The organism is Cohnella sp. GCM10012308 (assembly GCF_042649185.1).
Classification (GTDB): Bacteria; Bacillota; Bacilli; order Paenibacillales; family Paenibacillaceae; genus Cohnella.
On sequence record NZ_JBHRYU010000001.1, the window covers coordinates 637,474 to 663,608 of the forward strand.

A 26,135-nucleotide genomic window follows, 5' to 3' on the forward strand; every position below is an offset into this window, starting at 1 on the left:
GGACAAACAAAAACCCCGGGGTGTCCGGGGTTCGGAAGCGAGCGGAGATCGCCCGATATTTTAAAGCTTTGTCACGCATTTAACGCATTGTCACGCATTCAGCGCTTTCTCGAGCGCAGTTAAATTTTGGTTCATCAATCCGATATAATCGAGCCCCTGCGCTTTGTCGTCCTTCGTCAGTCCCTCGATCGGATTCAGTACATCTGTCTTCGCTCCCGTCTCGCTCGCGATCGTCTCCGCGATCTTCGGGTCGACAAGCTCCTCGAAAAAGATCGTGGAGATGCCGAGCGACTTGATCTCCTTCACGACGGAAGCCATCTGGGCAGGCGTCGGCTCCTGCTCCGGGGACAAGCCGGAGATCGGCAGCTGCGTCAAGCCATACTCGCGGGCCAAGTAGCCGAACGCGGCATGCTGCGTCACGAACGTCTTATGCGACGCTTGCCCAAGCGCCGCGCGAAAGTCCGCATCGAGCTGCCGCAGCTTGGCCATGTAAACCTCGGCATTCGCTTCATAGTCTGCGCTGTGCGCCGGATCCGCTTTTGACAAGCCGTCACGGATATGTTCGACTTCCCGCTGCGCAAGCACCGGACTCAGCCATACGTGCGGGTCCATGCCTGCGTGGTCGCCGTCCGAAGCTTGTTCGCCGCCGGTGGCATCGCGTTCGAGACCGGCAGAAGCTTCGACGTCGACGCGATCTCCGCTTCCCGCGCTTGAGAGCGCCTGCTCGGCCCAGCCCTCCACGATCCCGTTGTACACGAAGACGTCTGCCTTGGACAGCAGCGCCATATCCTTGGGCGTCGGTTCCCAATCGTGGGGCTCTACGCCGGCCGGCACCATCAAGGACACCTCGGCAAGGTCGCCGGCGACCTGCCTGGCGAATTCGTACATGGGATAAAAACTCGCCGCCACCTGGAGCTTGCGCCCCGAGCCCGCGTCGGAATGCGCGTCAGTGGCGGTGTTTGTGCCGCTGTCGGAACCGCAGCCCGCCAGCAGGATCGAGACGGCCAGCGACGACAGCGCCGCCTTGGCCCATAAAGCCTTCATCCTCGCGATTCCCCCTTATCGGCGACACGCGCCGTGCTGCTGAATCGCGCAGCTTCGTACAGCGAATCCGGATCGTCGCCGGTTACGGTATGGCCGCGCCTGCTCTTGCGCTTTGCCGCGCGAAGCGCTCCCTTCTTCAGCCCGATGCCGACGAGCAGGATCGCGAGCAGGATGAGCGCGATCGTCGCACCGGGCGGCGTGCTGAACGCGTAGGAGGCGGCCAATCCGGACCATACGCCGCCAAGGCCGAACGCCATCGACAGGCCGATCGCCATCGCGAAGCTCGAGGCGAGCCGGATCGCGAGCGCCGCGGGCAAGACGACGAGCGACGAGACGAGCAGCACGCCGACGATCGGCATCGCCGCCGCGACGATCATCCCGGTGACGACGCTGAACGCAAGCGACAGCCAATTGACCGGGAGTCCGGACGTCTTGGCCGTATCTTCGTCGAACGTCATCTGGTAAAGCGGACGGCGCATCAAGATGAAGAACAAGGCCGCAAGCACCGATACGGCCAGCATGAGAATAAGCTCGGTCCGGTTGACGGCTACGACCGAGCCGAACAAATAGGACGAAAAACTTTTGTTCACGCTCTGGTTCAGATTCATGATGATGACCGCGCTGGACAAACCGCCCACCATGATGATCGCGACGGAAATCTCGCTGTATGTCTTATAGGAGCGGCGCACATATTCGACGGCGACCGCGCCGACGATGGCGATGGCAAATCCGGTCAGGGTCGGATTCCAGTGGAGATAAGCGCCGGCCGCGATGCCTGCCAGCGAGACGTGAGAGAGCATGTCGGCCATCAGCGCCTGCCGGCGAAGCATCAGATAGACGCCGAGCGCCGACGCAACGAGCGCTATGAGCGCGCCGGCGAGAAATGCCCTCTGCATGAAGTCGTAGTGCAGCATCTCCACTTGCCATCCTCCTTCCGTTCCAGCTCGACGATACGATCCAAATAAGGCGATACTTCGTCCAGGCCGTGCGTAACCATGACGACGGTGCGTCCGTACTGCTCCGTCTGCGTCTTCATGAGCTCATAAAAGCCGAACCGGCTCTCCTGGTCCATGCCTGTCGTCGGTTCGTCCAGCACGAGCAAATCAGGCTCCATCGCCAGCGCCCGCGCAATGCAAATCCGCTGCTTCTGGCCGCCGGACAGCTCGCCGATCTTGCGGTGGCGCAGATGCCACATCCCCACCTGCTTAAGCGCCAGCTCCGTTTGCTCATGATCCCGTGCATTCATTCTCCTGAGCCAAGAACCCTTGGTATATCGGCCCGAGCGCACGAACTCCAGAATGCTGCTCGGAAAACCGCTGTTGAACGCAGCGATCTGCTGCGGAACATAACCGATCGTAAGCCTCCCGCCCCCCGTGCCGCGGGAAGCCAGCTTGATCTTGCCCTTCCAGGGAGCCAGCAGGCCCATCATGAGTCGGAGCAGCGTCGTCTTGGAAGCGCCGTTCGGTCCGGTTACGGCGACGAACTCGCCTGCGCCAATCTCAAGATTCACGTCCTCCAGGCTCGGTACATCGTCATATCCGAACACGACCTGCTCCATCGCTACGAGCGCCATAGTATCTCCTCCTCGTCCTTTATCGTAAAAGTTACGCTTATATCGCATAACGAAAGCCCGCTTCTCAGCCGGCTTCGGATTGCTATCCTCATTTTATCCGTAACAATTACACTTTAACAATATAGCAGTAGGCCGCAATAGCGTCAACACGCATTATTGATGCAGCGGTTAACGGGCGATCGTCTTGACGCCTTCCTGCTGGCATTCCTCGCAGACGCCATAAATCTCAAAACGGTGGCTCAGCACGCGATAGCTGCCGGGCAGCTCCAGATCATCCTTCATCGGACAATAGTCGAACGAAAGCGTCTTCTCGCAATTCGTGCAGATGAGGTGGTGATGATGGTGCTTGGCGCAATTCGCCCTGAACTTGAGCCCGCCGTCCATAAAATAAAATTGCTCCAGCACGCCCATATCGCTGAGCATCCGGAGATTGCGATAAACGGTATTGAAGCTGACGCTCGGATACTTAACGGAGAGCTGATCGTATACGTCCTTCGGAGACAAATAGCCATCGGTATCGGCGAAAATGCGGGCAAGCGTCCGGCGCTGGTCGGTAATGCGCCATCCGGCCCTGCTCATCATGGACACCATCTCTTGGACCGTTGCGGCTTCGTTATCCGTATCAACGTCATGACCGCATGCTTCATCGTGCTCGTGTACGCTCACCTGTGTCAACCTCCTATCCTTTATGTAAAAAGCAAGGACGGATTCATTAGCGCATAATCGGAAAGCGCAACGTAAGCCGGGTTCTGTTCTTCCGGTGGTAAGACGGACCTGGTGGTCCTCCCACGGATGGAAGCGACAATCATCTATCTAGGCCGTACGTTGCCGCACGGCTCAAGCGACCAACCCGAACGCGCCCCGGGCAAGGGCCGCGGCTCAAGGCCGCTGCGTTCCTCTTCGGTCTTGCTCCGGATGGGGTTTACCAGGAGCAAAGTCGCCAGTGCTCCTCGTGGTCTCTTACACCACGGTTCCACCCTTGCCTGATCCGCGACGAGTCGCGGCCATCGGCGGTCCATTTCTGTGGCACTATCCTTCGGCTCGCGCCGACTGGACGTTATCCAGCATCCTGCCCTGCGGAGCCCGGACTTTCCTCTCGCGGTGCGAAGCCGCCAGCGATTGTCTGTCGAACTTTCCGATATGCATCGATAAGTATAACTAAAATCTCGCTTCGACACAATGGCAGGCGAATCCACCGCCGGGCGATTAAGCACGATGAGCGCAAGAGCATGCGAATTATCGGCGCTCAGCGGACCGATCGTGCACTTTTTATGTGCACGATCCTGCTCATACGCGAGTTGTCGTCATCCAACGGGCCGAGCGTGCACATTTTTTGTGCACGATTCCCACACACACGAGTTGCTGCGACTCAACAGACCCATCGTGCACATTTTTTGTGCACGATCCTGCTGACACGCGTGTTGCGACCGCTCAGCGGAACGATCATGCACATTTTTTGTGCACGATCCCCTCACACACGAGTTGCTGCGACTCAACAGACCCATCGTGCACATTTTTTGTGCACGATCCCCACACACACGAGTTACTGCGACTTGTGCACGATCCTGCTCACACGCGAGTCGTGGCCGCCCCATGTACCTTGCACGGAGTCTCAGCCATCCACTTTTTCCTTCGCACGCTCTTCCTTTCTCTGGCCGGCGTAAGCGGGGGAGGCGCGGCGACTGTTGAAGACGGCTACTTCAGCCTAAAAGGATCCGTGTGCACCTCGGAGGCGAACACTTCCGTCGCATAGCCCTTCTCGGCAAGTCGCTCGCGCAGCCACCCCGCCGTCTTGGGACGCATGATCTTCTCCGCGTAGTGTCCCGGGTCGACGATCGCGAGACCGCCCGCATCGGCGTCCTGCGCGGAATGGAAGTCGATATCGCCGGTAACGAGCACGTCGGCGCCCATGAAAATCGCCCGCTTGATATAGCTGCGGCCCGAACCGCCCAGAACGGCAACCTTGCGCACTTGCCGATCGCCGTCCCCGACGATGCGGACGAACGGCATGCCGAGACGCTCCTTGACCAGCTCGGCGAAGTCGTCCAGCGGCATGGCCGCAGGGAGCTTGCCAACCCGTCCGAGCCCAAATGAGCGGCCCTTCAAGTCGACGCCGTACAGATCGTAGGCGACCTCCTCGTACGGATGCGCCTTCAGCATCGCCTGCACGACCGCCTTGCGCGCGCTCTCTGGAACGATGATCTCGATGCGCGTCTCCTCCGCGGTTGCCAGCTTCTCTTTTTCGCCGATGAAAGGATCGCTCCCTTCTCGCGGCATGAAGGTGCCGGTGCCTTCCACGTTAAAACTGCAATGGCTGTAATTGCCGATCCATCCGCCGCCCGCACGGAACATGGCGTCGCGTACGGCCTCGCCGTGCGTGCGCGGCACGAATACGGCCAGCTTGTACAGCTTGTCCGTGTGGACTTCCTCCAGCACGTCGCGGCCTTCGAGGCCGAGCGCCTCCGCCAACCAATCGTTGAGCCCGCCCTCGGCGGTATCCAGGTTCGTATGCGACACGTAGACGGCGATATCCCGCCTGATCAGCTCGGCGGCCAGCGCGCCGGCAGGCGTATCCGTCTGCAAATGGGCAAGCGGCCGGTAAATGACCGGATGATGGGCGACGATAAGCTCCGCGCCTAAATTGACGGCTTCCTGCACGACGTCCGGATTGACGTCGAGCGTCACCAGCACACGCTTGATTTCCTTGCGCAGCGAACCGACCTGCAGGCCGATTTTGTCTCCTTCGACCGCAAAGTGCTTCGGCGCAAGCCGCTCCATTAACTGGGCGATCGTTTCTCCCCTAGCAAGCATGCCAATACCTCCTCGATCTCGGCCGTCGTGCGCGTCCAGGCTTCCAGCTTGGCCCGGGTGTCCGCAGCGTCCGATTGCTTCATGCCATTCGCGATCCGCTCCCGCTTCGTCAGTTCGCCGCGCCATTTGGCCATGAAAGCTTCGTCCGCCGAACGGAGCAGCAGCGGGCCCATCTCGTACAGCAAGGCGTGCGGGACCGCCCGGCACTTCGCACCGAGCAGCGCCGGATCGTACAGCTCCTTGTGTCTGGCTTCGGACTCTTCCGCGCTTGCCGCACGCTCCGCCCGAAGCAGCGTATAAATCTCGCCGTCTTCTTCGATAAGACGTTCCAGCGCAAGCACGTAGCGATTCGTTTCAAGCCAACGGCGTACCTGGTCCTCGGCCACATGCGGGGAGAGGATGAGCGTCGTCACGCCGGACAGCGCTTCGCCCGCCTCCTCAAGCAGGCGCACCATCAGACTGCCGCCCATGCCGGCGATGCAGACGGTGTCCACCTCGCCCGGCGCAAGCACGGACAAGCCGTCGCCATGACGGACCGACACGATGTCGCCGACGCCGGCGGCCCGCACCTGACGCCTCGCGGCTTCGGCCGGGCCGGCATTCACGTCGCCCGCGACCGCATACGATATCGTGCCCGCCAACGCCAGGTGCACGGGCAACAGCGCGTGGTCGGTGCCGATGTCCGCGAACCGCGCGCCTTGCTTCACGAGACCTGCCAGTGAGGCGAGACGCTTCGACAGCCTTGGCGCTTCCATCGAAAGCTTGCCGTTATTTTCGTTCATGCTCATGCAACCCATTCCATCCATTGTCTGCGCAGCCGGAACATAAGCGTGCCGACCAGCGCGATTTTTACGAGCAGCTCGACCTGGATCCAGTTCCGGTCCACGCCGAAAAGCGCCGAATAAACTTCGGGCATAAACCATAAAATCAGCGCCGTCGCGAACAGCACGGCGCCGGTCGCTTTAAACTTCACGTGCGAGAACCAGCTGAGCCAGGCGAACAGCAGCGCTGCGGGCACCCAGAACACCTGCACCTCAAGCCAGCTCGGATCGGGCACCTGGCGGGACAGCACCGCCGCATAGAGCGCGATGACGCCCATCCACCCGAGCCAGTGCAGCACCGCGAAGCGTTCCGCGATGCCGCATACGATCCAGATGATGGCGCTTGCGAGCAGCAGCACGAACACCCCCGGCCCGTCCAGCCAGCCTTGAACGCGGAGGATGGCCATCCCCGCGGCCGGCAGCAGCAGCATGCCCGTGCTGAGCAGCGCCAGTCCGCGCGCAGGCAGACGCTCCCTGTAGCGTGAGCCAAGACCGACAAGCCCCCCCGTACCGATGACCGCGACCGCTATTTGCAATGCCAGCGGAAACGCGCTAAAATGAAGGACAACAAGGCAGATCAAGGAAAATATGCCAATGACATACATCCATTGTTTTCCGGAAGCCTGACCGATCTGACGCAGTTTTTCGCCTGTCGCGCTCTTGGGCCGGACCGTCAGATCGTCCAAATACAAATTCAGCAGAAAATCGCAATACTGTTCCGGCAGCATTTTTGCCCGGCGCCAGGATTCGATTTCCCGCACGACCCATTTCCTCTTGTCCTCATCCAATGGAGGCATGTCGATAGCTCCTCTCGCTACGTAGCACCCCGGATGCCAAGAGGACCTTGCTGCCCATGAATCGGCGCAAGGTCCTCTGCATGAACGCAGTCCGGCGTTCGGCGCTTATTCCAGGAAGTCCTTCAGACGCTTGCTGCGGCTTGGATGGCGAAGCTTGCGAAGCGCCTTGGCTTCGATCTGCCGGATCCGCTCGCGCGTAACTCCGAATACTTTGCCGACTTCCTCCAGCGTGCGGGTACGCCCGTCGTCGAGGCCGAACCGCAGCCTGAGCACGTTTTCCTCGCGTTCGGTCAGCGTGTCCAGCACGTCCTCCAGCTGTTCCTTCAGCAGCTCGTAAGCCGCCGCATCAGCCGGCGCCAGCGCCTCCTGATCTTCGATGAAGTCGCCCAGGTGCGAGTCGTCCTCTTCGCCGATCGGCGTCTCGAGCGATACCGGCTCCTGCGCGATCTTCATGATCTCGCGAACCTTGTCCACGCTGAGCTCCATTTGCTCGGCGATTTCCTCGGGAGCCGGCTCGCGTCCCAGCTCCTGCAGCAGCTGCCGCGACACGCGGATCAGCTTGTTGATCGTCTCCACCATATGCACGGGAATCCGGATCGTCCGCGCCTGGTCGGCAATCGCCCGCGTGATCGCTTGGCGAATCCACCAGGTGGCGTACGTACTGAATTTGTAGCCCTTCGTATGGTCGAACTTTTCGACGGCCTTGAGCAGGCCCATATTGCCCTCTTGAATCAGGTCGAGGAAAAGCATGCCTCGTCCCACGTACCGCTTCGCGATGCTGACGACCAGACGCAGGTTCGCTTCGGCAAGACGCTTCTTCGCTTCCTCGCCGCCTTCGCCGCCAATCTCGATCTTCTTCGCCAGTTCGACCTCGTCGTCGGCGCCCAGAAGCGGCACGCGTCCGATCTCCTTCAAGTACATGCGAACCGGATCGTTGATCTTGATGCCGGGCGGGAGCGACAGATCGTCGTCGAAGTTGAACTCGTCGCGTTCTTCGTCTTCGCGTTCGCGGTCGCGGCCGCCTCCGATCTCGTCGTGGTCGTTAACGACCTCGATGCCGTGATCGGCCAGCTGCTCGAAGAAATCGTCGATTTGTTCGGCGTCCTGGTCGAACGGAGACAGCTTCTCCATGATGTCTTTGTAGGTCAATCCGCCCTTTTTCTTGCCTTGTTCGATGAGCAGCGACTTGACCTGCTCCAGCGAGCTCTCCGTCTCGAGTCCGGTGTGTTGATCGTTCGCCATTTCCGACTCCCTCCTCCCTGCAGCGGCGGCATCAGCTTTCCTTCTGCCGTCTCTCCAGGGCGATAATCTCTGTCAATATTTGCGCGGCGCGCAGTGGATCACCGGTACGCTCCGCTCGATTCATTTCTTCGTACAAGCTTTGCAAATCGTCCTTTTTCGTCACCTGACGTTCGACCGTACGCATGCAATCGGCAAGCTCGCGTTCCCCGAAAGGCACTTCGATCAGCGCGATGGCGCTGGTCGCGCGCTCTAGCCGGTCGTCCTGCAGCGTAGCGATAAAGCGTCCAATGTCAGGAGGATTGCCGTTCGCGTAGTAGGCATATAGATAAGCAGCGATTGCCGCGTGATCCTCGACATGGAAGCGATCGCCCAACCGTTCCTGGACGACGCCCGCCGTCTCGCCGTCCTGCAGCATCCAAGACAAGAGATACTGCTCGGCCTTGACATAGTCGACGGATACCTTGGGAAGCTTGGCCGAACTTCGGTTATCATTCCATTCATTATTCCACGATCCGCCCGGAATATCCCCAGCCGTTCCCAATTTCTCCTGCTGCCTGATCTTAAATACGTCCTGCTTCAAACTGTCCGTCGAAGCCCCGAATTCCTGCGCCAGCTCCTTCAGCATCAATTCCCGTTCGGTAGCCGACTCGCGCCGGGCGACGAGCTTGATGGCGTCTTCGAGGTATCGGAGCTTCCCGTCTTCTTCTAGCAGTATATGGGATTTCCTCAAATAGATGAGCTGAAATTTGAGGGCGGACACCGCGCCTTCGACGATCTCCCGCATGTAGGCTTCGGAGCCGTATGCCGAGATGTATTCGTCCGGGTCCATCTTGCCGGGCAGCACGCCCACCCGCACTCTGAAGCCGGCATTCTCCAGTAGCGGGATGCTCTTGCTCGCCGCGGCCATCCCCGCATCGTCCCCGTCGTAGCACACGATCGCCTCGTCCGCATAACGCTTCAGCAAGGACGCGTGCTCGCCGGTGAGGGCGGTTCCCATCGTCGCGACGCCGTTGTGCACGCCGGCCGACCAGGCCTTGATGACGTCCATGTAGCCCTCGAGCAGCACGACCTGCCTCGTCTTGCGGATCGTGCCCTTCGCCGCGTGGAACCGGTACAGCGTCCGGCTCTTGCTGAACAGCGGCGACTCGGGCGAATTCAGGTATTTGGGCTGGCCGTCCGACATCAGTCGCCCCGCGAACGCGATAATCTTGCCGTCGCCGTCGTGAATCGGGAACATGACGCGATCGCGAAAACGGTCCACGAAGCCCTCGCCTTCGTGTCGCCTCGAAAGCAGTCCGCCCCGGTCCATCTCGGCCAGGTCGTAGCCTTTCTTGTCCAGGGCCTGCGTCAGGGTATCCCACCTGGCCGGCGCGTACCCGAGCCCGAACTCCTCGATCAGCTTGTCCGTCATGCCGCGGTCCCGGAGATAGTTCATCGCCCCGGTACCGGCCGCCGTATTGCGCAGCACGGCATGATAGAACTTCGCCGTGTAGGCGTGCGCCTCCGTCATGACGGAGCGTTCCTTCTGGCGCTCGGATTGCTCGCCTTCGGGCGCCTGCCAGGAGATCGGAATTCCGGCTTCCTCGCACATGCTCCGGATCGCTTCGGGGAACGTCTCGTTCTCGATTTCCATGACGAACTTGACGACATTCCCGCCCTTGCCGCAGCCGTAGCAATGGAAAATCTGCTTCTCCGGCGTCACCGTGAAGGAAGGCGTGCGCTCGGAATGAAACGGGCACAGCCCCTTCAAATACTTGCCGTTCCTGGACAACTGAACGTAACGACCGACGGTCTCCGCAATGTCGTACCGCCGAAGAACCTCGTCGATCGTCTCTTGTGGAATCATGCCGTTATTCATATTAAGCCATCCGCTCTGCCGTTCAATTTCGGCACGTAATACAATTCGCTAAGCGAACGAATTCTCCTGCAACCTCCGAAGCAGCAATGTCAGTTTTTGTTGAAATCGGTCGCGATCCTCGTCCGTGAAAGGCTTGGGCCCTCGCGTCCGCATGCCTCCCCGTCGCTGCTTGGCCGAAAAATGCCGCTGCGCGAGCAGCCCGTCGATATCGTCCTCGCCGATGACTTTGCCGCGCGGCGTAAGCACAGCCGCCCCGCGCGCCAGGCCGAGCGCAGCCAGGCCGTAATCGCCCGTGACGAGAATGTCGGAGCTTTTAAGCGCATTGGCGATGTAAAGATCCGCAGACTGATCGCTCGCGTCCACCGTTACGACGTCGACGCCTTCCTCGGCATGGAGCACGTGCGCGTGCGAAGACACGAGCAGAGCTCTTGTCCCCGCGGCTCTCACGCATGCGGCGATCTCCGGCTTCACCGGGCAGGCGTCCGCGTCGACGACGACCCGGACCGGATGTTGCAGCATTCGACACCACCGCTCATCGATTATGTTGTGAGTCCCTATTATATACGCTACCGGCGCGATAAATCCTTCCTGCAGCCCAAAATTTCAGGCCTTGCGCCCGTAAGAAAGCAACAACCAGCCGCCTCGAAGGCATGCCGGTTGTCCGCCATTTTTGTCGAAATCCGTCTATTTCTCCAACTGCTCCATAATCAGGCTGGCCGTTTCTTCAACCGCCTTGTTCGACACGTCGATGATGACGCAGCCCAGTTTTTTCATGATGCCGTGTGCATACTCGAGCTCCTGCTGGATCCGCTCCGCCGTCGCGTACGAGGCCGTATTCGGCAGGCCGAGCGCCTTGAGCCGTTCGACGCGGATCGCGTTCAGCGCGTCCGGCCGGATCGTCAGGCCGAAGATCTTGGTCTTCGGTACGAGGAACAGCTCCCGCGGCGGCGTAAGCTCCGGCACGAGCGGTACGTTCGCGACCTTGTACGTCCGGTGCGCGAGCACCATGGAGAGCGGCGTCTTCGACGTGCGCGAGACCCCGGTCAGCACGATGTCCGCCTTGCTGACGCCCGTTACGTCGCGTGCGTCGTCGTAGCGGACCGCAAATTCGACCGCCTCGACCTTGCGGAAATATCCGGCGTCGAGCACATGGTTAAGCCCCGGCTCGTGCCTGGACTGACAGCCGAAGCGCTGCTCCATCTGGTCGATGAGCGGGCCGAGCAGGTCGATGGCCGAAATGCCGCGCCGCGCGGACTCCGATGCCATGTAGGCGCGGAGCGCATCGATGACCAGTGTGTACAGCACGACGGCACGCTCGCTCTGCGCCGCCTCGAGCACGGCGTCGATCGCCGCCTCCCGCTGGATGAAACCGGCGCGCCGGATCTGCACCTTGAGCGGGTGAAATTGGGCGGCCGCCGCCCGCACCGCGAGCTCTCCTGTATCGCCGGCGGAATCGGAGACGACGTAGACGGTTACGCTTGTTGCTTCCATGGTGCATCCCTCCGTTCGAATTGCCGCGGTGCGGCCGGCATCAGCCCGCGAGCTTGGCGAAGTCGGCGAAGCCGCGAACGTCGTCCGCGATCAGTCCGAGCAGCGCCAGCCGGTTGCGGCGGATCGCCTCGTCGTCGGCCATGACCATGACCGCCTCGAAAAACGCTGCGATCGGTCCGCTAAGCGCGGACAGCGCCGACAACGCATCGGACAGCCTTGCCTCGGCCGTCGCGGCCAGAATGTTGCCGTGCGCGTTCATCCATGCCTCGTGCAGCGCGCCTTCGGCAGGGTCCGCGAACAGCGACGCGTCCACCTGGCGCGAATCCCCGCCCTTGGCCGCGAGATTCGCGACGCGTCCGAACGCTTCCGCAGCCGGACGGAACGCCTCTCGGTCTTCGCCGATTGCTGCGGCCTGCAGCGCCTGCGCCCGCAGCACCGTGCGGCGGACGTCGTCGCAGCCCGCGCCGAGCACCGCGTCGGTGACGTCATAGCGGATCTGCTGCTCCGTCAATACGTTCTTTACCCGCAGCGCGAAAAATTCGCTCAAATCCCGCGACGCTTCGAAGGCTTCGCGCTTGCCGAGGCCTGCGGCGGCGTATACGTCCAGGGACAGCTTGAACAGGTCCGACAGCTTGAGCTCGAGCCCGTGCGCCAGCAGCGTCGACACGATGCCGGCGGCCTGGCGGCGAAGCGCGTACGGATCCTGGGAGCCCGTCGGAATGATGCCGATCAGGAAGCAGCCGACGATCGTGTCTAGCTTGTCGGCGATGCCCACGATTGCGCCCACGAGCGAGGACGGCGGATTGTCCGACGCGTTGCGCGGCGAATAGTGCTCGTTGATCGCCTTGGCGACTGCGGCCTCTTCGCCGAATTTAAGCGCGTAATCTTCGCCCATGATGCCCTGCAGCTCGGGGAATTCGTACACCATCTGCGTCACCAGGTCGAACTTGCAAATATCGGCGGCGCGCGAGGCCTGCGCCCGAACCGTATCGTCGGCCCTCAGCAGCCCGGCGAGCTTGTCTGCGGTCACGCGGATGCGGCGCACCTTGTCGGCGACCGTGCCGAGCTCCTCGTGATAGACGATGCTCTCAAGCTTCTGCAGGAAGGCATCGATTCGTCCCTTTTGATCTTCGGCGTAGAAAAACTTCGCGTCGGACAGCCGGGCGCGCAGCACCTTTTCATTGCCCTTGGCGACGGCGTCGAGCGATGCCGCGTCGCCGTTGCGCACGGTGACGAAATGCGGCTGCAGCCTGCCCTGCGCGTCAAGCACCGGGAAGTAGCGCTGATGCTCGCGCATCGACGTTATCAGCACTTCCTGCGGAATGTCCAGGAATGCCGGATCGAACGACCCCGACAGCGCGGTCGGCGTCTCGACGAGGAAAAGCACCTCTTCGAGCAGATCGTCCTTGATCGCGATCTCCCAGCCGCGGGACTTCGCCAGGTCGCCGAGCTGCGACAAAATCGCTTCGTGGCGCTCCTCTACGTCGGCGATGACGTGCTGTTCGCGCAGCTTGGCCACGTATTCTGACGGATCGGCGATCTCCGCGTCGACGCCGAGGAAGCGATGTCCGCGGGTCGTGCGGCCGGTCTCGACGTCCGTGATCGCGAACGGCACGACCGCTTCGCCATGCAGCGCGACAAGCCAGCGGATCGGACGCACGAAGCGAAGGTCGTAAGCGCCCCAGCGCATGTTTTTCGGGAACGTCATCGAGGTGACGATCGCGGGCAACGACTCCGGCAGCAAGCCGGCCGTCTCCACGCCGACGCTGGACTTGTTGGCGTAAACGTACTCGACGCCGCCGAGCTCCTTGAAGAACAGCGCCTCGGGCTCCACCGCGTTGCTGCGGGCAAAGCCGAGCGCGGCTTTGGTCCATGCGCCGCTCTCGTCAAGCGCAATCTTGCGTGCCGGTCCCTTGACTTCCTCGCTGACGTCCTCCTGGCGGTCGGCCAAACGACTTACGATGACAGCCAACCGGCGCGGCGTCGCATAGGCGGTCACGCCTTCATGCGCAAGGCGGTTGGCGTCGAGCCATTTTTCGATCTTGTCCTTGAGTTGCTCCATCGCGCCGCGCACGAACCGTGCGGGCACTTCCTCGAGACCGATCTCGAGCAGCAGATCCTTAGGCATGGTCAATCGCCTCCTTCTTCAGCAGCGGGAATCCGAGTCGCTCGCGCTCCTGCAGGAACGTCGCGGCGACCGAGCGCGCCAGATTGCGCACTCTCCCGATATAGCCCGTGCGCTCGGTGACGCTGATCGCGCCGCGGGCGTCGAGCAGGTTGAACGTGTGGGAGCATTTGAGCACGTAGTCGTAAGCCGGGAAAACGAGATTTTCGTCCATCGCGCGCTTCGCCTCGGCCTCGTAGGTCGAAAACAGATTAAACAGCATCGATACGTCCGACACCTCGAACGTATACTTGGAATGTTCGTACTCGGGGTGCTTGAATACGTCGCCGTAGGAAACGCCACCCACCCATTCCAGATCGAATACGTTTTCCTTCTCCTGGATGTAGGAAGCCAGACGCTCCATGCCGTACGTAATCTCTACCGCGACCGGATGGCAGTCGATGCCGCCGACCTGCTGGAAGTACGTAAATTGGGTGATTTCCATACCGTCCAGCCACACTTCCCAGCCAAGGCCCCAGGCGCCGAGCGTCGGCGATTCCCAGTTGTCCTCGACGAAGCGGATGTCGTGCTTCAGCGGGTCGATGCCGAGCCGCTTCAGGCTCTCGAGGTACAGCTCCTGGATGTTGTCAGGCGACGGCTTCATAATGACCTGGAATTGGTGATGCTGATACAGCCGGTTCGGATTTTCGCCGTAGCGCCCGTCCGCCGGACGGCGGGAAGGCTCCACGTAAGCGACGTTCCACGGCTCCGGTCCGATCGTGCGCAGGAACGTCATCGGGTTCATCGTGCCCGCGCCCTTTTCGGTATCGTACGGCTGTACGACGATGCAATCCTGCTCCGCCCAGAATTGCTGCAGCGTCAATGTCATCTGCTGAAAATTCAAGTCCGCCACTCCTTCGTAAATTGGGATCGAATCCGCTACTTTCCGCGGCGCCGGAACAAGGCAAAAAACTCCCGTCCCACGTCTGCCGCGCAGACATAGGGACGGGAGCTAGATCCCGCGGTTCCACCCTACTTGACGCCCGAAGCGACGCCGAGCAGGTCGGATCCGTCCGAACCGGATCGCCCTCGCGTGTCTTCGTTTGCCCGCTCTTGTAATGACTGTTCTCTCCGGAGCGCCCTTCGCCGATTCGTCGCGCCGGGCTCGCACCGCCCCCGACTCGCTTGCAGCTGCCGACAGGCAACCGGCTACTCTCTCCTTCAACGAGACCCATGTCATCGATATGCAACATTTTAGCCGATGGACGCTTCCCCTGTCAAATGCCGGCGTTTACTCCCTGATCGCGACCTTCACCGGCGAATACTCGGCGATGACCGTCTGGCCGTGCACCGAGACGCTGCCCTCTGGGGACAGATCCTTCTCGGTCATGATCCCGAGCGCGATCGTAAAGCGGTTCATCTTGACCGGCACGTTCCGCTCGCGCCGCACCTCGGTGCCGTTCAGATAAAAGACGACTTCGTCCTCGGCGCGATTGTATACGATTTTGTACGTGTTGAATTCGCGCGCCTTGAAGTTCGTATCTTCCTGGAACACGCAAAAAAACCGGGTCTTGTCCGACTTCGGCACCTCGACGCCCGGAAACGGCAGCACGGCGTAAACGGAGGCGTACTTGTCGTTGCCCGCGAAAAAGTCTAGCGCGGCGCCCGTCGTAAAATCGAGCAAATTCAGCGATACGTAGCCGTCGTACAGATCGCCTGGCGCCGTGCCCGTGCTGCGCGCGCGAATATCGAGCTCGAAGCTGACCTCGCCGTTTTCCGGCACGACGACCTCTTCCGCCGAATAGTACATATGCTTCGCATTGTCCAAAATCTGCACGCGGTCGTGACTGCGGCTGAGCGGCGCCCGGACATAGAGGATGCCGTTGCGGACGATGACGACCGCGTCTGGCTCCCGGTACTCCCAGAACGTGCCGTCGGGCAGCGGAAATCCGCCGATTTTCCAAGTCTCGCCTTCGGATAGGATGCGGTGAAAATCACCGAATACCAGCTGCTTTTCCATTGAAGCGGTCACTTCCCGTCATTTTATTGGATGAGGCCCTGGATAATGAGACACACGATGAGAACGGATCCGCAGCGATTGGCGGCCCGCACGGAAGCGCCCATGAGCGGCAAATACGCCCGCGAGCTATTCTGGTCCTGCAGTCGGCCGTACGTCAGGTACAGCGGAATCGCGGTGATCAGACCGACCAGCGCATAGGCGGGCAGTGCGCCTGCAAGCGCCGCCCCGACCAGCGACAGCGCCGCAAGGCCGAGCAGCAAACGGGAAAATTGCAAGGCGCGGCGTTCGCCCCACACGACGACCAGCGTCCGCTTGCCCGCCGCCCGGTCCGCCTGCCAATGAAGAAAATGGTGGTTAAACAAAATCAGCGTCGTCAGCAGACCGATCGGCAGCGACAGCAAGATCGCCCTGTAGTCGAACGTGGACGTTTGCACATAATAAGAGCCGAGTACCGGCAGCACGCCAAAAGCAAGCAGAATCGCAATCTCGCTGTAGCCTTTGCCCCGGTAGCCGAAGCGAATCGGAGGCGCCACGTAGAAATAAGCGATGAGACCGCCCATCGCGCCGAAGACGAACGCCCAAATCCCGCTGAGCAAAGCTAGCGCAATCCCGCTGGCGGCGGCGACCGCGAACAATCCCCAAGTGACCGCGGCGAACGTGCGCATGCTCCATACGCCGTTCGTCAGATAACCCGAATTCGTGCCGATCGCGTCCGCCGTATTTTTCGCAGCTTCGTCGGTGCCGTTTTTATAATCCCAGAGATCGTTGATCATATTCGAAAACAGATGGGCCGCGCCCGAGCCGATCAACGTAAGCAGCAGCAGCCAAATGTCGAAGACGCCGTCCCATACGTAAGCGCCTAGCGCCCCTAGCGCGACGGGCATGAGCATGACCGGGATGACGCGCATGCGCGAAGCCTTCATGAACCGTTTGAATACGTCCATCGTGCCGCATCCTTTCCTCTTTTAGTTGGCTAATTGCCCATAAGAAAACGGCTTCGCCGATCCGTCCGAATCCAGCGAACCCGTATCTTGGCTTGCATCGTGTACGTTACTTACTATATTATAGCACACTTTGTCGAATCAGGGTACCGGTTTGAAGAAATCTTCGCCCCGTTCCCACTGATCCAAAAAATGACGGGACTTCAAATTCAGCGCCAAATGGTGGTCGAACCACCTGCGCATCGCGGTCGCCAGCTGCTTGGCCGTCGATTCCTTCACGGCGACGTTGCCGAGCCTCCGCATATCCATCGCGGAAAAGACGCGGAGCAGCTTCCATACGCCGTCCTCCAGCTCCATCGCCCTCGGATCGCGGTGCCGGCATAACGAGCATAAAGCGCCGCCTCCCGCGGCGCTGAAATAAAAGGCGCCGTCTTCCCGTCCACAATTGGCGCAGGCGTCCAGCATCGGCGCATATCCCGCGATCGCCGCGATCTTCATCTCGAACAGCCGCGCGACGATCCGGGGATCCTTGCCTTCCGATATCGCCGTCAATCCGGCATGCAGCTGATAATAAAGAAAAGCGCCCGCATCCTCGTCCTGAATGGCGCGGTCGCACAGCTCGACCAAGTAGGAGGCGTAGGCGGCCTGGTCGAGCCCTTCTCTAAGCCCTCTATACGATTCGATGATCTCGCCGCCGTTAAGGCTGCCAAGACCGCCGCCCTTGTAAAAGGAAAAATCGCCGAGCGTAAACAGCTGGGCGAGCGATGCGTAACGGCTTTTCGGTTTGCGGGCGCCGCGGATGACGATGCCCTGCTTGCCTAATGTCGGCGACAGGATCGTGACGATCTTGTTGCCTTCCCCGTAATCGATGCTGCGGATAACGATGCCTTCCGTCCGATAGAGCAACGGCCTCTCCCCGTTTCTGTCGCCCCTGCAGGGCCGGGTCGCGCGCCGAGTGACGGTGCGCGACGAGCGCGTGCCGAAGCCGGTCTGTCTAGGCGACTTTAGGCTCCCGCTCCGTTCTCTTCCCCTTCGCCCTCTGGAACCGGTTCTTCCGACGCCAGGCCGGCGGCTCCGGGCTGAATCATTTCCTTGTAAAGCAGGTAGGCTTCGATATCGCCGGTCTGCGTAAACACGTGCCACGTGAAGTCCCGCAAAGCGCCACATCCTCCCCGGTGGAAATGAAATCTTCCCAAATCGCCACCGTTAGAATGCCACCGCCGCCGCGCCGGTATGCCTGACAACATTTGTCCGAAGCCCCGGGACTACGTCAAAACCGGCTGCGCTACCAAGGTTTAGTCGTGCCTGAAGCCGAGCGTCTTCAACACCGATTCCCGATTGCGCCAGTCTTCCTTGACCTTGACCCATAGTTCCAGGAAAATCTTAGAGCCGAGCAATCTCTCCATGTCGTGACGCGCCCGTTTACCGACCTCTTTGAGCGCAGCGCCGTTTTTGCCGATGATGATGCCCTTCTGCGAAGGCCGCTCCACATAGATGACCGCGCCGATGTTGACGACGCCGTTGTCCCCGGTGCCCATGCTCTCGATCTCGACGGCGATGGAGTGCGGAATCTCCTCGCGGGTCGTCTGCAAAATTTTCTCGCGGATGAGCTCCGCGCAGATGAACTGCTCCGGGTGATCGGTGATCTGATCGGCCGGGTAATACATCGGGCCCTCCGGAAGATAGCGGCCGATCTGCTCCAGGAGCGTCGTCACGTTGTTGCCGTCGCGCGCGGATACCGGCACTACCTCGGTGAAGCTGTGAAGCTTGCTGTATTTATCGATGATCGGCAGCAGCGCTTCGGGCTGGACCTTGTCGATTTTGTTCAGCACGAGGAAGACTGGCGTCTTCACCTTTTTCAGCTGCTCGATGATAAAGCGGTCGCCGCCTCCCAGCTCCTCCGACACGTCGGTCAGGAACAGTATCGCTTCGACCTCCTCGAGCGCCCCGAGCGCCGACTTGACCATGAAGTCGCCGAGCTTGGAGTTCGACTTGTGAATGCCCGGCGTATCGAGGAACACGATCTGTTTTTCGTCCGTCGTATAGACGCCGTGAATCTTGTTGCGGGTCGTCTGCGGCTTGTCGCTCATGATGGCGATCTTCTGGCCGATCACCTGATTCATCAGCGTCGACTTGCCGACGTTCGGCCTGCCGACGATGGCGACGAAGCCTGACTTGAATTTGCCTTTTTGTTCGCTCATTCTGCTATCCTTCCCTCCGCCAGCTTGGCCGGCGTAAATGCGCCGGGCAGCAGCTCGGCGACTGTCATAATCGATAGGTCTCCCTTAGCATTGCCCATAATGACCGGCATGTCCGGCCCGCCCAGTTCGACGAGCACCTGGCGGCAGACGCCGCAGGGCGTGATCGGCGCGTCGGTCCGGCCCGTGACGGCGATCGCCCGGAAGCTGCCCGGCGCATGGCCGTCAGCGATCGCCCGGAACAACGCCGTGCGTTCCGCGCAGTTGCCCGGACTGTACGCCGCGTTTTCGACGTTGCAGCCGTAATGGATCGCGCCCGTGCCGTCGACCAGCGCGGCGCCGACCTTAAAGCCCGAATACGGCACGTATGCCTTCTCCATCGCCTTGGCCGCCTCGGCCAGCAGCTGCTCCGGCGTCCAGCCGATCGCCTCTATATTGATGTCCCCCATCTGTCATCCTCCGAATCGGCCCTTGTTCGGACCGAAGTCAATTAACCCGAGAACCGCTCCCATAGGGGCGGCAGAAGCACGATCAAGCCCACGGCTGCCGCGAATACCGATGCGACAAGCACCGTGCCCGCAGCCGTATCCTTGGCCGACTTGGCCAACTCGCTCCGCTGCAGGGAAGCATGGTCGACAGCGCGCTCCACGGCCGTATTGACCAGCTCCGCGCATAGCACCGCCGTGCAAGCCGCGAGCAGCCACATCCAGTCCCCTCGCGGCAGCCCCAGCCAAGCGGCGACGATCAGCACGGCCGCGCTCGCCGCCAGATGGAACCGCATATGCGGCTCCGTCCGCAGCGCGTGCGCGATGCCCGCCAGCGCATGCCGGAACGACGCCGGCTCGGACTGGTTGCGGCTCACCGCGTCAAGCCCGCCTTGGCGAGTATCTCTTCTTGCTTCGCGAACATCGCCCGTTCCTCTTCCTCCGTGCCGTGATCGTAGCCCATCAGGTGCAGGAAGCCGTGCACGAACAGGAAGCCGAGCTCGCGCTCGGCGCTATGGCCGTATTCGGCGGCCTGCTCGTGCATGCGAGGCACCGAGATGACGATATCCCCCAGCAGCTCCTCGATACGGCCGGCGCCGGTCTGCAGCTCCTCGTCGCCAAACGTCTCGTCGTCGCCGTCATCGCCGTTCGAAATGTCGACCGTCGCAGTCTCGTAATCGTCCTCGTACAAAATCTCGAATTCCTCCGCGCCCTGCTCCCGCATCGGGAACGACAACACGTCCGTCGCCTTGTCCAGGTTCCGGTACGTTCGGTTCAGCTCGCGGATGCCTTCGTTGTCCGTCAGCGTCAGCGTGACGATCCCGTCCGCGACGCCCTCGGCCGCTCCCGCTTCATTCAGCAGGCGCGTCAGCAGCGCCGGCCACCCTTCTTCGCCTGCCGAAGCTTCCTCGCGCTCGTCCACCCATTCCAGCTTCAGGCTCATGCTTCCCGCTCCTTTTTATCCGTCTCGTTTTTTGCGGCGCTCTCTTCCGGATACTTGATCCGCGAATGGAACATGCCGATGACGGTCGTCTTCAGCGTTTCTTGGATTTGGTTAAGCTCCCGCACCGTGAGGTCGCATTCGCTCAGCTGTCCGTCGTCGAGCCGGTCCTTGATGATCTTGGCGATGATCGACTCGACCTGCTCGACCGTGGGCGCCCCAAGAGACCGGACCGCGGCTTCGACGCTGTCCGCGATGCCGACGATTGCCGCTTCCTTGGACTGCGCCTTGGGACCCGGGTAACGGAAGTCGTCCTCCGTCCACTCGTTGTCTTCGCCGGCCTGCTCCGCCTGCTTGACCGCCTTGTAATAGAAAAACTTGAGAAAGGTCGTGCCATGATGCTGCTCCGCGATGTCCCGGATCTGCTTGGGCAGCTTGTGGGCCTTCAGCATCTCCGCGCCGTCGCGGGCATGCGCGATGATGATCGACGCGCTGACCTTCGGGTCGAGCTTGTCATGCGGATTTTCCCCGCCGTTCTGATTCTCGATAAAATAGAGCGGCCGCTTCGTCTTGCCGACGTCATGATAGAAGGAGCCGACCCGGCAGAGCAAGCCGTTCGCGCCGACCGACTCCGCGGCCGCCTCGGACAGGTTGCCGACCATCAGGCTGTGGTGATAGGTCCCCGGCGTCTCCGTCAGCAGCTTGCGAAGCAGCGGGTGGTTCGGATTGGACAGCTCCACGAGCTTGAGCGCGGACAAGATCCCGAACGTCATCTCGAAAAACGGCATGATGCCGATAACGAGCACGGCGGTCAAAAGACCGCTCGCCAGCATGAAGCCGACCGATTGGACGAGCTGCGTCCGGTCCGGATCCGGGCCGACCAGCGTAAGCGCGGTCACCGCAAACGAGCCGAACAAGCTCACCATAATCCCCGCCTTCAGAATGGCGGAGCGCTGGCTTGCCCGATGGATCGCCAGCACGGAAGTGAACAGCACGACCGCGGCGACGAAGCCGAAGCGGAAATCGAACAGGCTTGTCTGCTCGACGTTCATGACGATGCTCGCGTGAATCGTGAAAAGCAGCGAGCCGACCATCGCGGTCTGAATGTCGATGAGCAGCGTCATCAGCATGCTGCCTAGCGCGAGCGGCGCAATATAGATGATATAGGGCCACGCCTCGCTGTGCGCCAGCGCGACCAAGTGCATGACCAATATATTGATTGCGAAAATGAATAAAAGCATCAACCAGTCGACGTTGGTCCGCTTCATCGCCGGTTTGGCAGCGGAAGCCGTCAGCTCCGCGTAGCTGTATAGCGCGAGCATGAACAGCACCGCCAGCATGAGCGCGCCGAGCTGCGGCCAATACGTCCGCTGCTCCTGCAGCAGGCCGAAGGCGTCGAGCCGCTCGTAGGTATCCTGGTCGATGACTTGTCCGGCCTTGACGATGACGTCGCCCTGCTTGATGACGACGAGGGGCGTATTCTGCTTGGCCTGGACCTTGGCTTCTTCGGTCGCGTCTTTGTCGTAGAACTTGTTGGGCGTCAAGACGAACCGCGACAGCTCCTGTACGATCTCCCGCTGCGTCTTGAGCGTCAGCGAGCTGCCGTTGACGAGCTCCGCCACCTTGGCGCGCGCGGCTTCGGCATCCGTGATCGGATCGGCCATCAGCCTGCGGACGACGTCCCGGCCCACCGTACGCATCTCCGCGATCTGCTCCGTCGTGAGCTTAGGCAGCTTGTAAAACGTCTCTTCGGGAATTTTGTACGCCTGTGCCAGCACCGCTTTTTTCATTTCGCCGAAAAGGCTTGCGGAGTAGACGCCCGATCCCGTGTTCGTGCTGATGAACGTTTCGATAAACTGATCCACCCGGTCCGGAAGCTCGTTGCGGTAAATCTCGATCTTCTGCTCGAGCGTCACCTGATCGTCCTGGTTGAGCTGGTCGATGCGAACGAGAATGCTGTCGATGAGATTCTCGTTGTGCAGCGCCACGTAAGGATAGATGGCGCCGATCTTCTCCGCCGCTTCCTCCTGGGCTTTGAGCGTCGCCTTCTCGTCGGTCGCCTGGTGCGGCGCCTTGATGTCGTGTTCGCTTTTTGCGCCCAGGGTAATATCGTAAGTCTCCGGCACGAGGCGCGTCGACAGGCTGAAATAAAACAGCAGGACGAACGCGAGCAGCAGCAGTCCTTTGACCGCCGCGCTCTGCTTCCATCCTGCAGCAGCAAAGGAAGATAAAGTACCCGCCGGGCCGCTTCGTGTCCGATTCATCCGGCGCTCGCTCCTTTACGTATTTGTCTCGTCGTCCTTCTGATAGGCTACGATAATCTTCTGCACGAGCGCATGACGCACGACGTCCTGCTCGGAGAAGTACACGAGGCCGATCTCGGGAATGTCCTTCAGAATGCGCTGCGCTTCGTTCAGGCCGGACTTCTTGCCCTTGGGCAGGTCGATCTGCGTCACGTCGCCGGTGATGACCATCCGGGAGCCGAAGCCGAGCCGCGTCAGAAACATCTTCATCTGCTCGCCGGTCGTATTCTGCGCTTCGTCTAGGATGACGAAGGAATCGTCGAGCGTACGGCCGCGCATATAAGCGAGCGGCGCGATCTCGATCATGCCCCGCTCGAGCGCCTTGGCCACGCCTTCGGGACCGAGCACGTCGTTAAGCGCATCGTAGAGCGGGCGCAGGTAAGGGTCGACCTTCTCCTGCATGTCGCCCGGCAGGAAGCCGAGATTCTCCCCGGCCTCCACGGCGGGGCGCGTCAGCAGGATGCGCTTGACGCGTCCTTCCTTCAGCGCCGCGACGGCGGATACGACTGCCAGATACGTCTTGCCCGTACCGGCGGGTCCGATGCCGAACACGATGTCCTTTTTGCGGATCATCGTAATGTAATGGCGTTGGCCGAGCGTCTTGGGGGCGATCGGCTTGCCTCTGAAAGTCGTCGTAATCTCGCCTTGAAACAGCGCCAGCAGCTGGTCGGCCTTCATCTCGCGGGCCAGCTCGAAGGCGTAGCGTACGTCGCGCTCTCCGACGGTGAGGCCGCTGCGGATCAATTGAAGGACGGTGTCGAAAAATTGCTGAAGAGACCGCAGGTCGCTCTCCGCGCCCTCGACGGTTATCTCCGCGTCGCGGGAATGGATAACGGCTGCCGTCTCCTGTTGGATCATGCGCAGGTACTTGTCCTGCGGACCGAACAAAGCCAGTCCCTCCGCTGCGTTGCGGAGTGGAATCGTAATGAACTGCCTGCTGTCTGTCAAAAAGCCTCATTCCCCCTGCATCTTGGGATCGGTCGCGATCGGGCGCCGTACGGCAATCGATTGTTCAATTTCAAAGAGTACACGTATCATCACTTTACCATTCTCCGTTTGTTCATGCAAAATTTTTTCCGCCTTGATGACGGCGTCCTCGCCCGCCGCGGACAACGCTTCCGCCCGCGCTTGCGCAAGCCCCGCTTCTCTCGCCGCTTCGGGCGTCAGGCGCTCGCTGCGTTTATCGACCGCCAGCTCCTTTTCCTTCAGAATGGCAAAGGGCAAAGTCCAGCCTCCCCACTTGAAAGTCCGCCAATCCGCGAACGTATTCGAATTCGCGTAAGGCTCCTGGCCGTATCCGCTTGTCTGCAGCGCCCGGTTCCCGATGACGAGGTAGGTCCGTTCCGCCGAATCGCCCGTATAATAATTGGTGCTCCGCGCCAGCGGCGACACGATGCCGTATTCGTACCAGACGAGTCCGCGCACTTCGCCTTCCGAAGCGACCAGCTTGACCCGGTCGGCCTCGCCGAGCTGTCCGGAGATCAGCGTGTCCCCCTTGCGGACGCGCGTATTGCGCGCGACCTGCGGCTTGCCGCTTTCCGCCACGATCCGCGTCACGACCGCATCCGCCTTCGCGATCAGATCGCTAGGCCCGCTCTCCTTTTTCACTTCGGGCTTGTTCGAACGAATGACGTTTATGACGTACCTCGTCCCGCTTTTCTCCACGCCCACCCATGCCGCGTCGGGCAGCCTGCGCGCGAGCCGGTGCGCCAGCTCCGTGGCGTCCGGCAGTCGCGGCGACCATTGCAGCGGCCGAATGCCTTCCGCAGCAGCGGCCTTGCGGATCTCCGCCTCCGGCACCGTGTCGTCCGTATGGACCTGCACGTCCCATACGAGCGTAGACAGCGCGAATAGCGCCGCGACAAAAAACAGCAAGCCGCCCGCGAAGGTCTTGCGCCTGGACAAGCGGCCAAGCTTGAACGGCAGGCCGCGACGCTCTAGCACGCGCGGGCGGCTGCCCGCCGCGCGAAGAATCGGGCGCAGCGAGAAAAAATCCGGCACGGACACCCAGAACGATAAGCGCCCTTCCCGGTCGTAAGCGATATCCCACAGCTCGATCCGATTCGAGCCGGCCGCGTTCAAAAAAATTCGGCTGTCCCCGCCGACGAGTCTGACGCGCACGCTGCCGCGCATGAAGCTTAACCATTGACCCTTCAACGGCTTCTCCCCCTTTTCAGGCTTGTCCTCCCGCTTGGACGCCGGCAACCGCTTCGGCGGCGCCGCTCCACGTCAGGTCTATGCGGCCGGCTCGCCGGCTTGCCGGATTGCGACCCCGAGCCTAGACGAGCACTGGCGACCCCGAGCCCGGACGAGACCTGGCGCCCGGGCGCTGCCGGCAGCGGTTCTCAATCGCCCGGATGCAGCAGCACGCCGGTGATTTTTCCTTCGACGAACACTTCCTCGCCGCCGATGAGCCGGATGACGAGATCGCTCCCCACGATCTCCAGCTCGCCGCGGTCCATCGCGAGCCGCAGCCGGTCCTGCGAAAAGTGAAGCACGCCGCGGTGATTTTCCACCGTCAGTTGGAGCCCCGCGATCATCGTAATCCGCGGCACGTCCATCACGACGTCCTGCGGCAGATCGAGGACGCGGGCCGTCCATTTGCGCAGCTTGCGTCCGACACGCGGCATGACGCGTCCCCCTCCCATACGTTCCATCTATATGCGGGGCGCGCGGGGAATATGAGAACGGGAGCATCGGGGACGGTTCGAAAAAGGCATGGCAAAAACGTGGCATTGCGGCGTTAACCAAAGCAAATAGAAGCTGTGGAGGCGTTCCTTTGCGGGACCGGCGGTCAGCCGGGCAATGAGGCGCTGGGAGGCGCTGTACAGCGTTACATGGTGGGACAAAGCGGTCAGCCGGGACGAAGAGGCGCTGGGCAGCGTTACATGGAGAGAGCGTGCGGTCATCCGGGACGAAGAGGCGCCGGGCAGCGTTACATGGAGAGGCCGAGCGGTCAGCCGGGACGAAGAGGCGCTGGACAGCGTTACATAGTGGGACCGAGCGGTCAGCCGGGACGAAGAGGCGCTGTACAGCGTTACATGGTGGAAACGTGCGGTCATACGGGGCGAAGAGGCGCTGGGCAGCGTTACATGGTGGGACCGAGCGGTCAGCCGGGGCGAAGAGACGCTGGGCAGCGTTACATGGAGAGGCCGAGCGGTCATTCGGGGCAAGAGACGCTGGGCAGCGTTACACGGCGGGACCGAGCGGTCAGCCGGGGCAAAGAGACGCTGGGCAGCGTTACATGGTGGGGCAAAGCGGTCAGCCGGGACAAAGAGGCGTTGGGCAACGTTACATGGAGAGGCCGAGCGTTCATTCGGAGCGAAGAGGCGCTGGACAGCGTTACACGGCGGGACCGAGCGGTCAGCCGGGGCGAAGAGGTGCTATACAGCGTTACATGGAGGGACAAAGCGGTCAGCCGGGACGAAGAGGCGCTGGGCAGCGTTACATGGTGGGACCGAGCGGTCATTCGGGGCGAAGAGGCGTTGGGCAGCGTTACATGGTGAG

Annotated in this window: 27 protein-coding genes and 1 other RNA gene; 2 read left to right on the plus strand and 26 right to left on the minus strand. The window is 61.3% G+C overall.

The window, feature by feature from the left end; all coding sequences use genetic code 11:
- Window positions 1–90: 90 nt before the first annotated feature.
- From ACFOTD_RS02920 to yqfC, 26 genes are all read right to left on the minus strand, one after another.
- Entirely contained in the window at window positions 91–1,044 is a 954-nt protein-coding gene (locus ACFOTD_RS02920; protein ID WP_378115530.1) for a metal ABC transporter substrate-binding protein, read from the minus strand.
- Window positions 1,041–1,964: a metal ABC transporter permease gene (locus ACFOTD_RS02925; RefSeq protein WP_378115532.1), complete on the minus strand. Its 924-nt coding sequence runs from the start codon at window positions 1,962–1,964 to the stop codon at window positions 1,041–1,043. The genes ACFOTD_RS02920 and ACFOTD_RS02925 overlap by 4 nt, the downstream gene beginning before the upstream one ends.
- On the minus strand, window positions 1,907–2,617 hold the full coding sequence (locus ACFOTD_RS02930) for a metal ABC transporter ATP-binding protein (protein ID WP_378115533.1): 711 nt from the start codon (window positions 2,615–2,617) through the stop codon (window positions 1,907–1,909). Before ACFOTD_RS02930 ends, ACFOTD_RS02925 begins: the two co-directional genes overlap by 58 nt.
- A 168-nt stretch (window positions 2,618–2,785) precedes the next feature.
- Window positions 2,786–3,283, minus strand: coding sequence for a Fur family transcriptional regulator (locus ACFOTD_RS02935; RefSeq protein ID WP_378115535.1), 498 nt, complete (start codon window positions 3,281–3,283; stop codon window positions 2,786–2,788).
- Between the two features lie 57 nt (window positions 3,284–3,340).
- An RNA gene (rnpB, locus tag ACFOTD_RS02940) (RNase P RNA component class A) lies at window positions 3,341–3,752 on the minus strand.
- Between the two features lie 560 nt (window positions 3,753–4,312).
- A complete protein-coding gene (locus ACFOTD_RS02945) occupies window positions 4,313–5,428 on the minus strand; it encodes a Nif3-like dinuclear metal center hexameric protein (protein WP_378115537.1) in 1,116 nt (371 codons plus the stop codon).
- Window positions 5,395–6,216: a tRNA (adenine(22)-N(1))-methyltransferase gene (locus tag ACFOTD_RS02950; protein WP_378115539.1), complete on the minus strand. Its 822-nt coding sequence runs from the start codon at window positions 6,214–6,216 to the stop codon at window positions 5,395–5,397. The genes ACFOTD_RS02945 and ACFOTD_RS02950 overlap by 34 nt, the downstream gene beginning before the upstream one ends.
- Complete coding sequence (locus tag ACFOTD_RS02955; protein ID WP_378115541.1) at window positions 6,213–7,046, minus strand: hypothetical protein; 834 nt, start codon at window positions 7,044–7,046, stop codon at window positions 6,213–6,215. The genes ACFOTD_RS02950 and ACFOTD_RS02955 overlap by 4 nt, the downstream gene beginning before the upstream one ends.
- A gap of 105 nt (window positions 7,047–7,151) precedes the next feature.
- Window positions 7,152–8,288, minus strand: a complete 1,137-nt coding sequence (rpoD, locus tag ACFOTD_RS02960) for an RNA polymerase sigma factor RpoD (RefSeq protein ID WP_282909440.1) — start codon at window positions 8,286–8,288, stop codon at window positions 7,152–7,154.
- Between the two features lie 31 nt (window positions 8,289–8,319).
- Window positions 8,320–10,146 (minus strand): DNA primase, encoded by a 1,827-nt coding sequence (gene dnaG, locus ACFOTD_RS02965; protein WP_378115543.1) that lies wholly within the window; start codon window positions 10,144–10,146, stop codon window positions 8,320–8,322.
- A 48-nt stretch (window positions 10,147–10,194) separates the two neighbouring features.
- Entirely contained in the window at window positions 10,195–10,665 is a 471-nt protein-coding gene (locus ACFOTD_RS02970) for a YaiI/YqxD family protein (RefSeq protein WP_378115545.1), read from the minus strand.
- Window positions 10,666–10,830: 165 nt separating this feature from the next.
- Window positions 10,831–11,637 (minus strand): pyruvate, water dikinase regulatory protein, encoded by an 807-nt coding sequence (locus ACFOTD_RS02975; protein ID WP_378115547.1) that lies wholly within the window; start codon window positions 11,635–11,637, stop codon window positions 10,831–10,833.
- A 40-nt stretch (window positions 11,638–11,677) separates the two neighbouring features.
- Window positions 11,678–13,765, minus strand: a complete 2,088-nt coding sequence (gene glyS / locus ACFOTD_RS02980; protein WP_378115549.1) for a glycine--tRNA ligase subunit beta — start codon at window positions 13,763–13,765, stop codon at window positions 11,678–11,680.
- Window positions 13,758–14,645, minus strand: coding sequence for a glycine--tRNA ligase subunit alpha (gene glyQ / locus ACFOTD_RS02985; protein WP_378115551.1), 888 nt, complete (start codon window positions 14,643–14,645; stop codon window positions 13,758–13,760). Before glyQ ends, glyS begins: the two co-directional genes overlap by 8 nt.
- 387 nt (window positions 14,646–15,032) lie before the next feature.
- Window positions 15,033–15,761, minus strand: a complete 729-nt coding sequence (locus ACFOTD_RS02990; protein ID WP_378115553.1) for a DUF6081 family protein — start codon at window positions 15,759–15,761, stop codon at window positions 15,033–15,035.
- Between the two features lie 23 nt (window positions 15,762–15,784).
- Window positions 15,785–16,705 carry a prenyltransferase gene (locus ACFOTD_RS02995; protein ID WP_378115555.1) on the minus strand — a complete coding sequence of 307 codons (921 nt, stop codon included), beginning with the start codon at window positions 16,703–16,705 and terminating at the stop codon, window positions 15,785–15,787.
- 138 nt (window positions 16,706–16,843) lie between these two features.
- On the minus strand, window positions 16,844–17,608 hold the full coding sequence (gene recO / locus ACFOTD_RS03000) for a DNA repair protein RecO (RefSeq protein WP_378115556.1): 765 nt from the start codon (window positions 17,606–17,608) through the stop codon (window positions 16,844–16,846).
- Window positions 17,609–17,706: 98 nt separating this feature from the next.
- Complete coding sequence (locus ACFOTD_RS03005) at window positions 17,707–17,859, minus strand: YqzL family protein (protein WP_090115089.1); 153 nt, start codon at window positions 17,857–17,859, stop codon at window positions 17,707–17,709.
- Window positions 17,860–17,997: 138 nt separating this feature from the next.
- Window positions 17,998–18,903 (minus strand): GTPase Era, encoded by a 906-nt coding sequence (gene era / locus ACFOTD_RS03010; protein WP_378115558.1) that lies wholly within the window; start codon window positions 18,901–18,903, stop codon window positions 17,998–18,000.
- Window positions 18,900–19,349 (minus strand): cytidine deaminase, encoded by a 450-nt coding sequence (cdd, locus tag ACFOTD_RS03015; RefSeq protein WP_378115560.1) that lies wholly within the window; start codon window positions 19,347–19,349, stop codon window positions 18,900–18,902. Before cdd ends, era begins: the two co-directional genes overlap by 4 nt.
- Before the next feature lie 41 nt (window positions 19,350–19,390).
- Window positions 19,391–19,762 (minus strand): diacylglycerol kinase family protein, encoded by a 372-nt coding sequence (locus ACFOTD_RS03020; protein WP_378115561.1) that lies wholly within the window; start codon window positions 19,760–19,762, stop codon window positions 19,391–19,393.
- Complete coding sequence (gene ybeY / locus ACFOTD_RS03025) at window positions 19,759–20,328, minus strand: rRNA maturation RNase YbeY (RefSeq protein ID WP_378115563.1); 570 nt, start codon at window positions 20,326–20,328, stop codon at window positions 19,759–19,761. Before ybeY ends, ACFOTD_RS03020 begins: the two co-directional genes overlap by 4 nt.
- Window positions 20,325–22,589, minus strand: a complete 2,265-nt coding sequence (locus tag ACFOTD_RS03030; RefSeq protein WP_378115564.1) for an HD family phosphohydrolase — start codon at window positions 22,587–22,589, stop codon at window positions 20,325–20,327. Before ACFOTD_RS03030 ends, ybeY begins: the two co-directional genes overlap by 4 nt.
- Before the next feature lie 15 nt (window positions 22,590–22,604).
- A complete protein-coding gene (locus ACFOTD_RS03035) occupies window positions 22,605–23,576 on the minus strand; it encodes a PhoH family protein (protein ID WP_378115566.1) in 972 nt (323 codons plus the stop codon).
- Between the two features lie 6 nt (window positions 23,577–23,582).
- The gene (yqfD, locus tag ACFOTD_RS03040) at window positions 23,583–24,785 is read right to left on the minus strand and encodes a sporulation protein YqfD (protein ID WP_378115568.1); all 1,203 of its coding nucleotides are present in this window, start codon (window positions 24,783–24,785) and stop codon (window positions 23,583–23,585) included.
- A gap of 188 nt (window positions 24,786–24,973) precedes the next feature.
- Window positions 24,974–25,258 (minus strand): sporulation protein YqfC, encoded by a 285-nt coding sequence (gene yqfC, locus ACFOTD_RS03045; protein ID WP_378115570.1) that lies wholly within the window; start codon window positions 25,256–25,258, stop codon window positions 24,974–24,976.
- 175 nt (window positions 25,259–25,433) lie between these two features.
- On the opposite strand from yqfC, the gene ACFOTD_RS03050 reads away from it, so the two are divergent.
- Together ACFOTD_RS03050 and ACFOTD_RS03055 are read left to right on the plus strand one after the other, a co-directional pair.
- Window positions 25,434–25,622 (plus strand): hypothetical protein, encoded by a 189-nt coding sequence (locus tag ACFOTD_RS03050; protein WP_378115572.1) that lies wholly within the window; start codon window positions 25,434–25,436, stop codon window positions 25,620–25,622.
- A 149-nt stretch (window positions 25,623–25,771) separates the two neighbouring features.
- Window positions 25,772–26,134 carry a hypothetical protein gene (locus ACFOTD_RS03055; protein ID WP_378115574.1) on the plus strand — a complete coding sequence of 121 codons (363 nt, stop codon included), beginning with the start codon at window positions 25,772–25,774 and terminating at the stop codon, window positions 26,132–26,134.
- Window position 26,135 lies beyond the last annotated feature (1 nt).

Bases quoted from the DNA above. Each gene is read 5' to 3' on its own strand.
- era (WP_378115558.1), bottom strand. From the start codon at position 18,903: ATGAGCGAACAAAAAGGCAAATTCAAGTCAGGCTTCGTCGCCATCGTC.
- rpoD (WP_282909440.1), bottom strand. From the start codon at position 8,288: ATGGCGAACGATCAACACACCGGACTCGAGACGGAGAGCTCGCTGGAG.
- ACFOTD_RS02995 (WP_378115555.1), bottom strand. From the start codon at position 16,705: ATGGACGTATTCAAACGGTTCATGAAGGCTTCGCGCATGCGCGTCATC.
- ACFOTD_RS02950 (WP_378115539.1), bottom strand. From the start codon at position 6,216: ATGAGCATGAACGAAAATAACGGCAAGCTTTCGATGGAAGCGCCAAGG.
- cdd (WP_378115560.1), bottom strand. From the start codon at position 19,349: ATGGGGGACATCAATATAGAGGCGATCGGCTGGACGCCGGAGCAGCTG.
- dnaG (WP_378115543.1), bottom strand. From the start codon at position 10,146: ATGAATAACGGCATGATTCCACAAGAGACGATCGACGAGGTTCTTCGG.
- glyS (WP_378115549.1), bottom strand. From the start codon at position 13,765: ATGCCTAAGGATCTGCTGCTCGAGATCGGTCTCGAGGAAGTGCCCGCA.
- ACFOTD_RS02920 (WP_378115530.1), bottom strand. From the start codon at position 1,044: ATGAAGGCTTTATGGGCCAAGGCGGCGCTGTCGTCGCTGGCCGTCTCG.
- ACFOTD_RS02975 (WP_378115547.1), bottom strand. From the start codon at position 11,637: ATGGAAGCAACAAGCGTAACCGTCTACGTCGTCTCCGATTCCGCCGGC.
- ACFOTD_RS02955 (WP_378115541.1), bottom strand. From the start codon at position 7,046: ATGCCTCCATTGGATGAGGACAAGAGGAAATGGGTCGTGCGGGAAATC.
- ybeY (WP_378115563.1), bottom strand. From the start codon at position 20,328: ATGAGCCTGAAGCTGGAATGGGTGGACGAGCGCGAGGAAGCTTCGGCA.
- yqfC (WP_378115570.1), bottom strand. From the start codon at position 25,258: ATGCCGCGTGTCGGACGCAAGCTGCGCAAATGGACGGCCCGCGTCCTC.
- ACFOTD_RS02970 (WP_378115545.1), bottom strand. From the start codon at position 10,665: ATGCTGCAACATCCGGTCCGGGTCGTCGTCGACGCGGACGCCTGCCCG.
- ACFOTD_RS02930 (WP_378115533.1), bottom strand. From the start codon at position 2,617: ATGGCGCTCGTAGCGATGGAGCAGGTCGTGTTCGGATATGACGATGTA.
- ACFOTD_RS03055 (WP_378115574.1), top strand. From the start codon at position 25,772: ATGGAGAGGCCGAGCGGTCATTCGGGGCAAGAGACGCTGGGCAGCGTT.
- ACFOTD_RS02945 (WP_378115537.1), bottom strand. From the start codon at position 5,428: ATGCTTGCTAGGGGAGAAACGATCGCCCAGTTAATGGAGCGGCTTGCG.
- ACFOTD_RS03030 (WP_378115564.1), bottom strand. From the start codon at position 22,589: ATGAATCGGACACGAAGCGGCCCGGCGGGTACTTTATCTTCCTTTGCT.
- ACFOTD_RS02990 (WP_378115553.1), bottom strand. From the start codon at position 15,761: ATGGAAAAGCAGCTGGTATTCGGTGATTTTCACCGCATCCTATCCGAA.
- ACFOTD_RS03050 (WP_378115572.1), top strand. From the start codon at position 25,434: ATGAGGCGCTGGGAGGCGCTGTACAGCGTTACATGGTGGGACAAAGCG.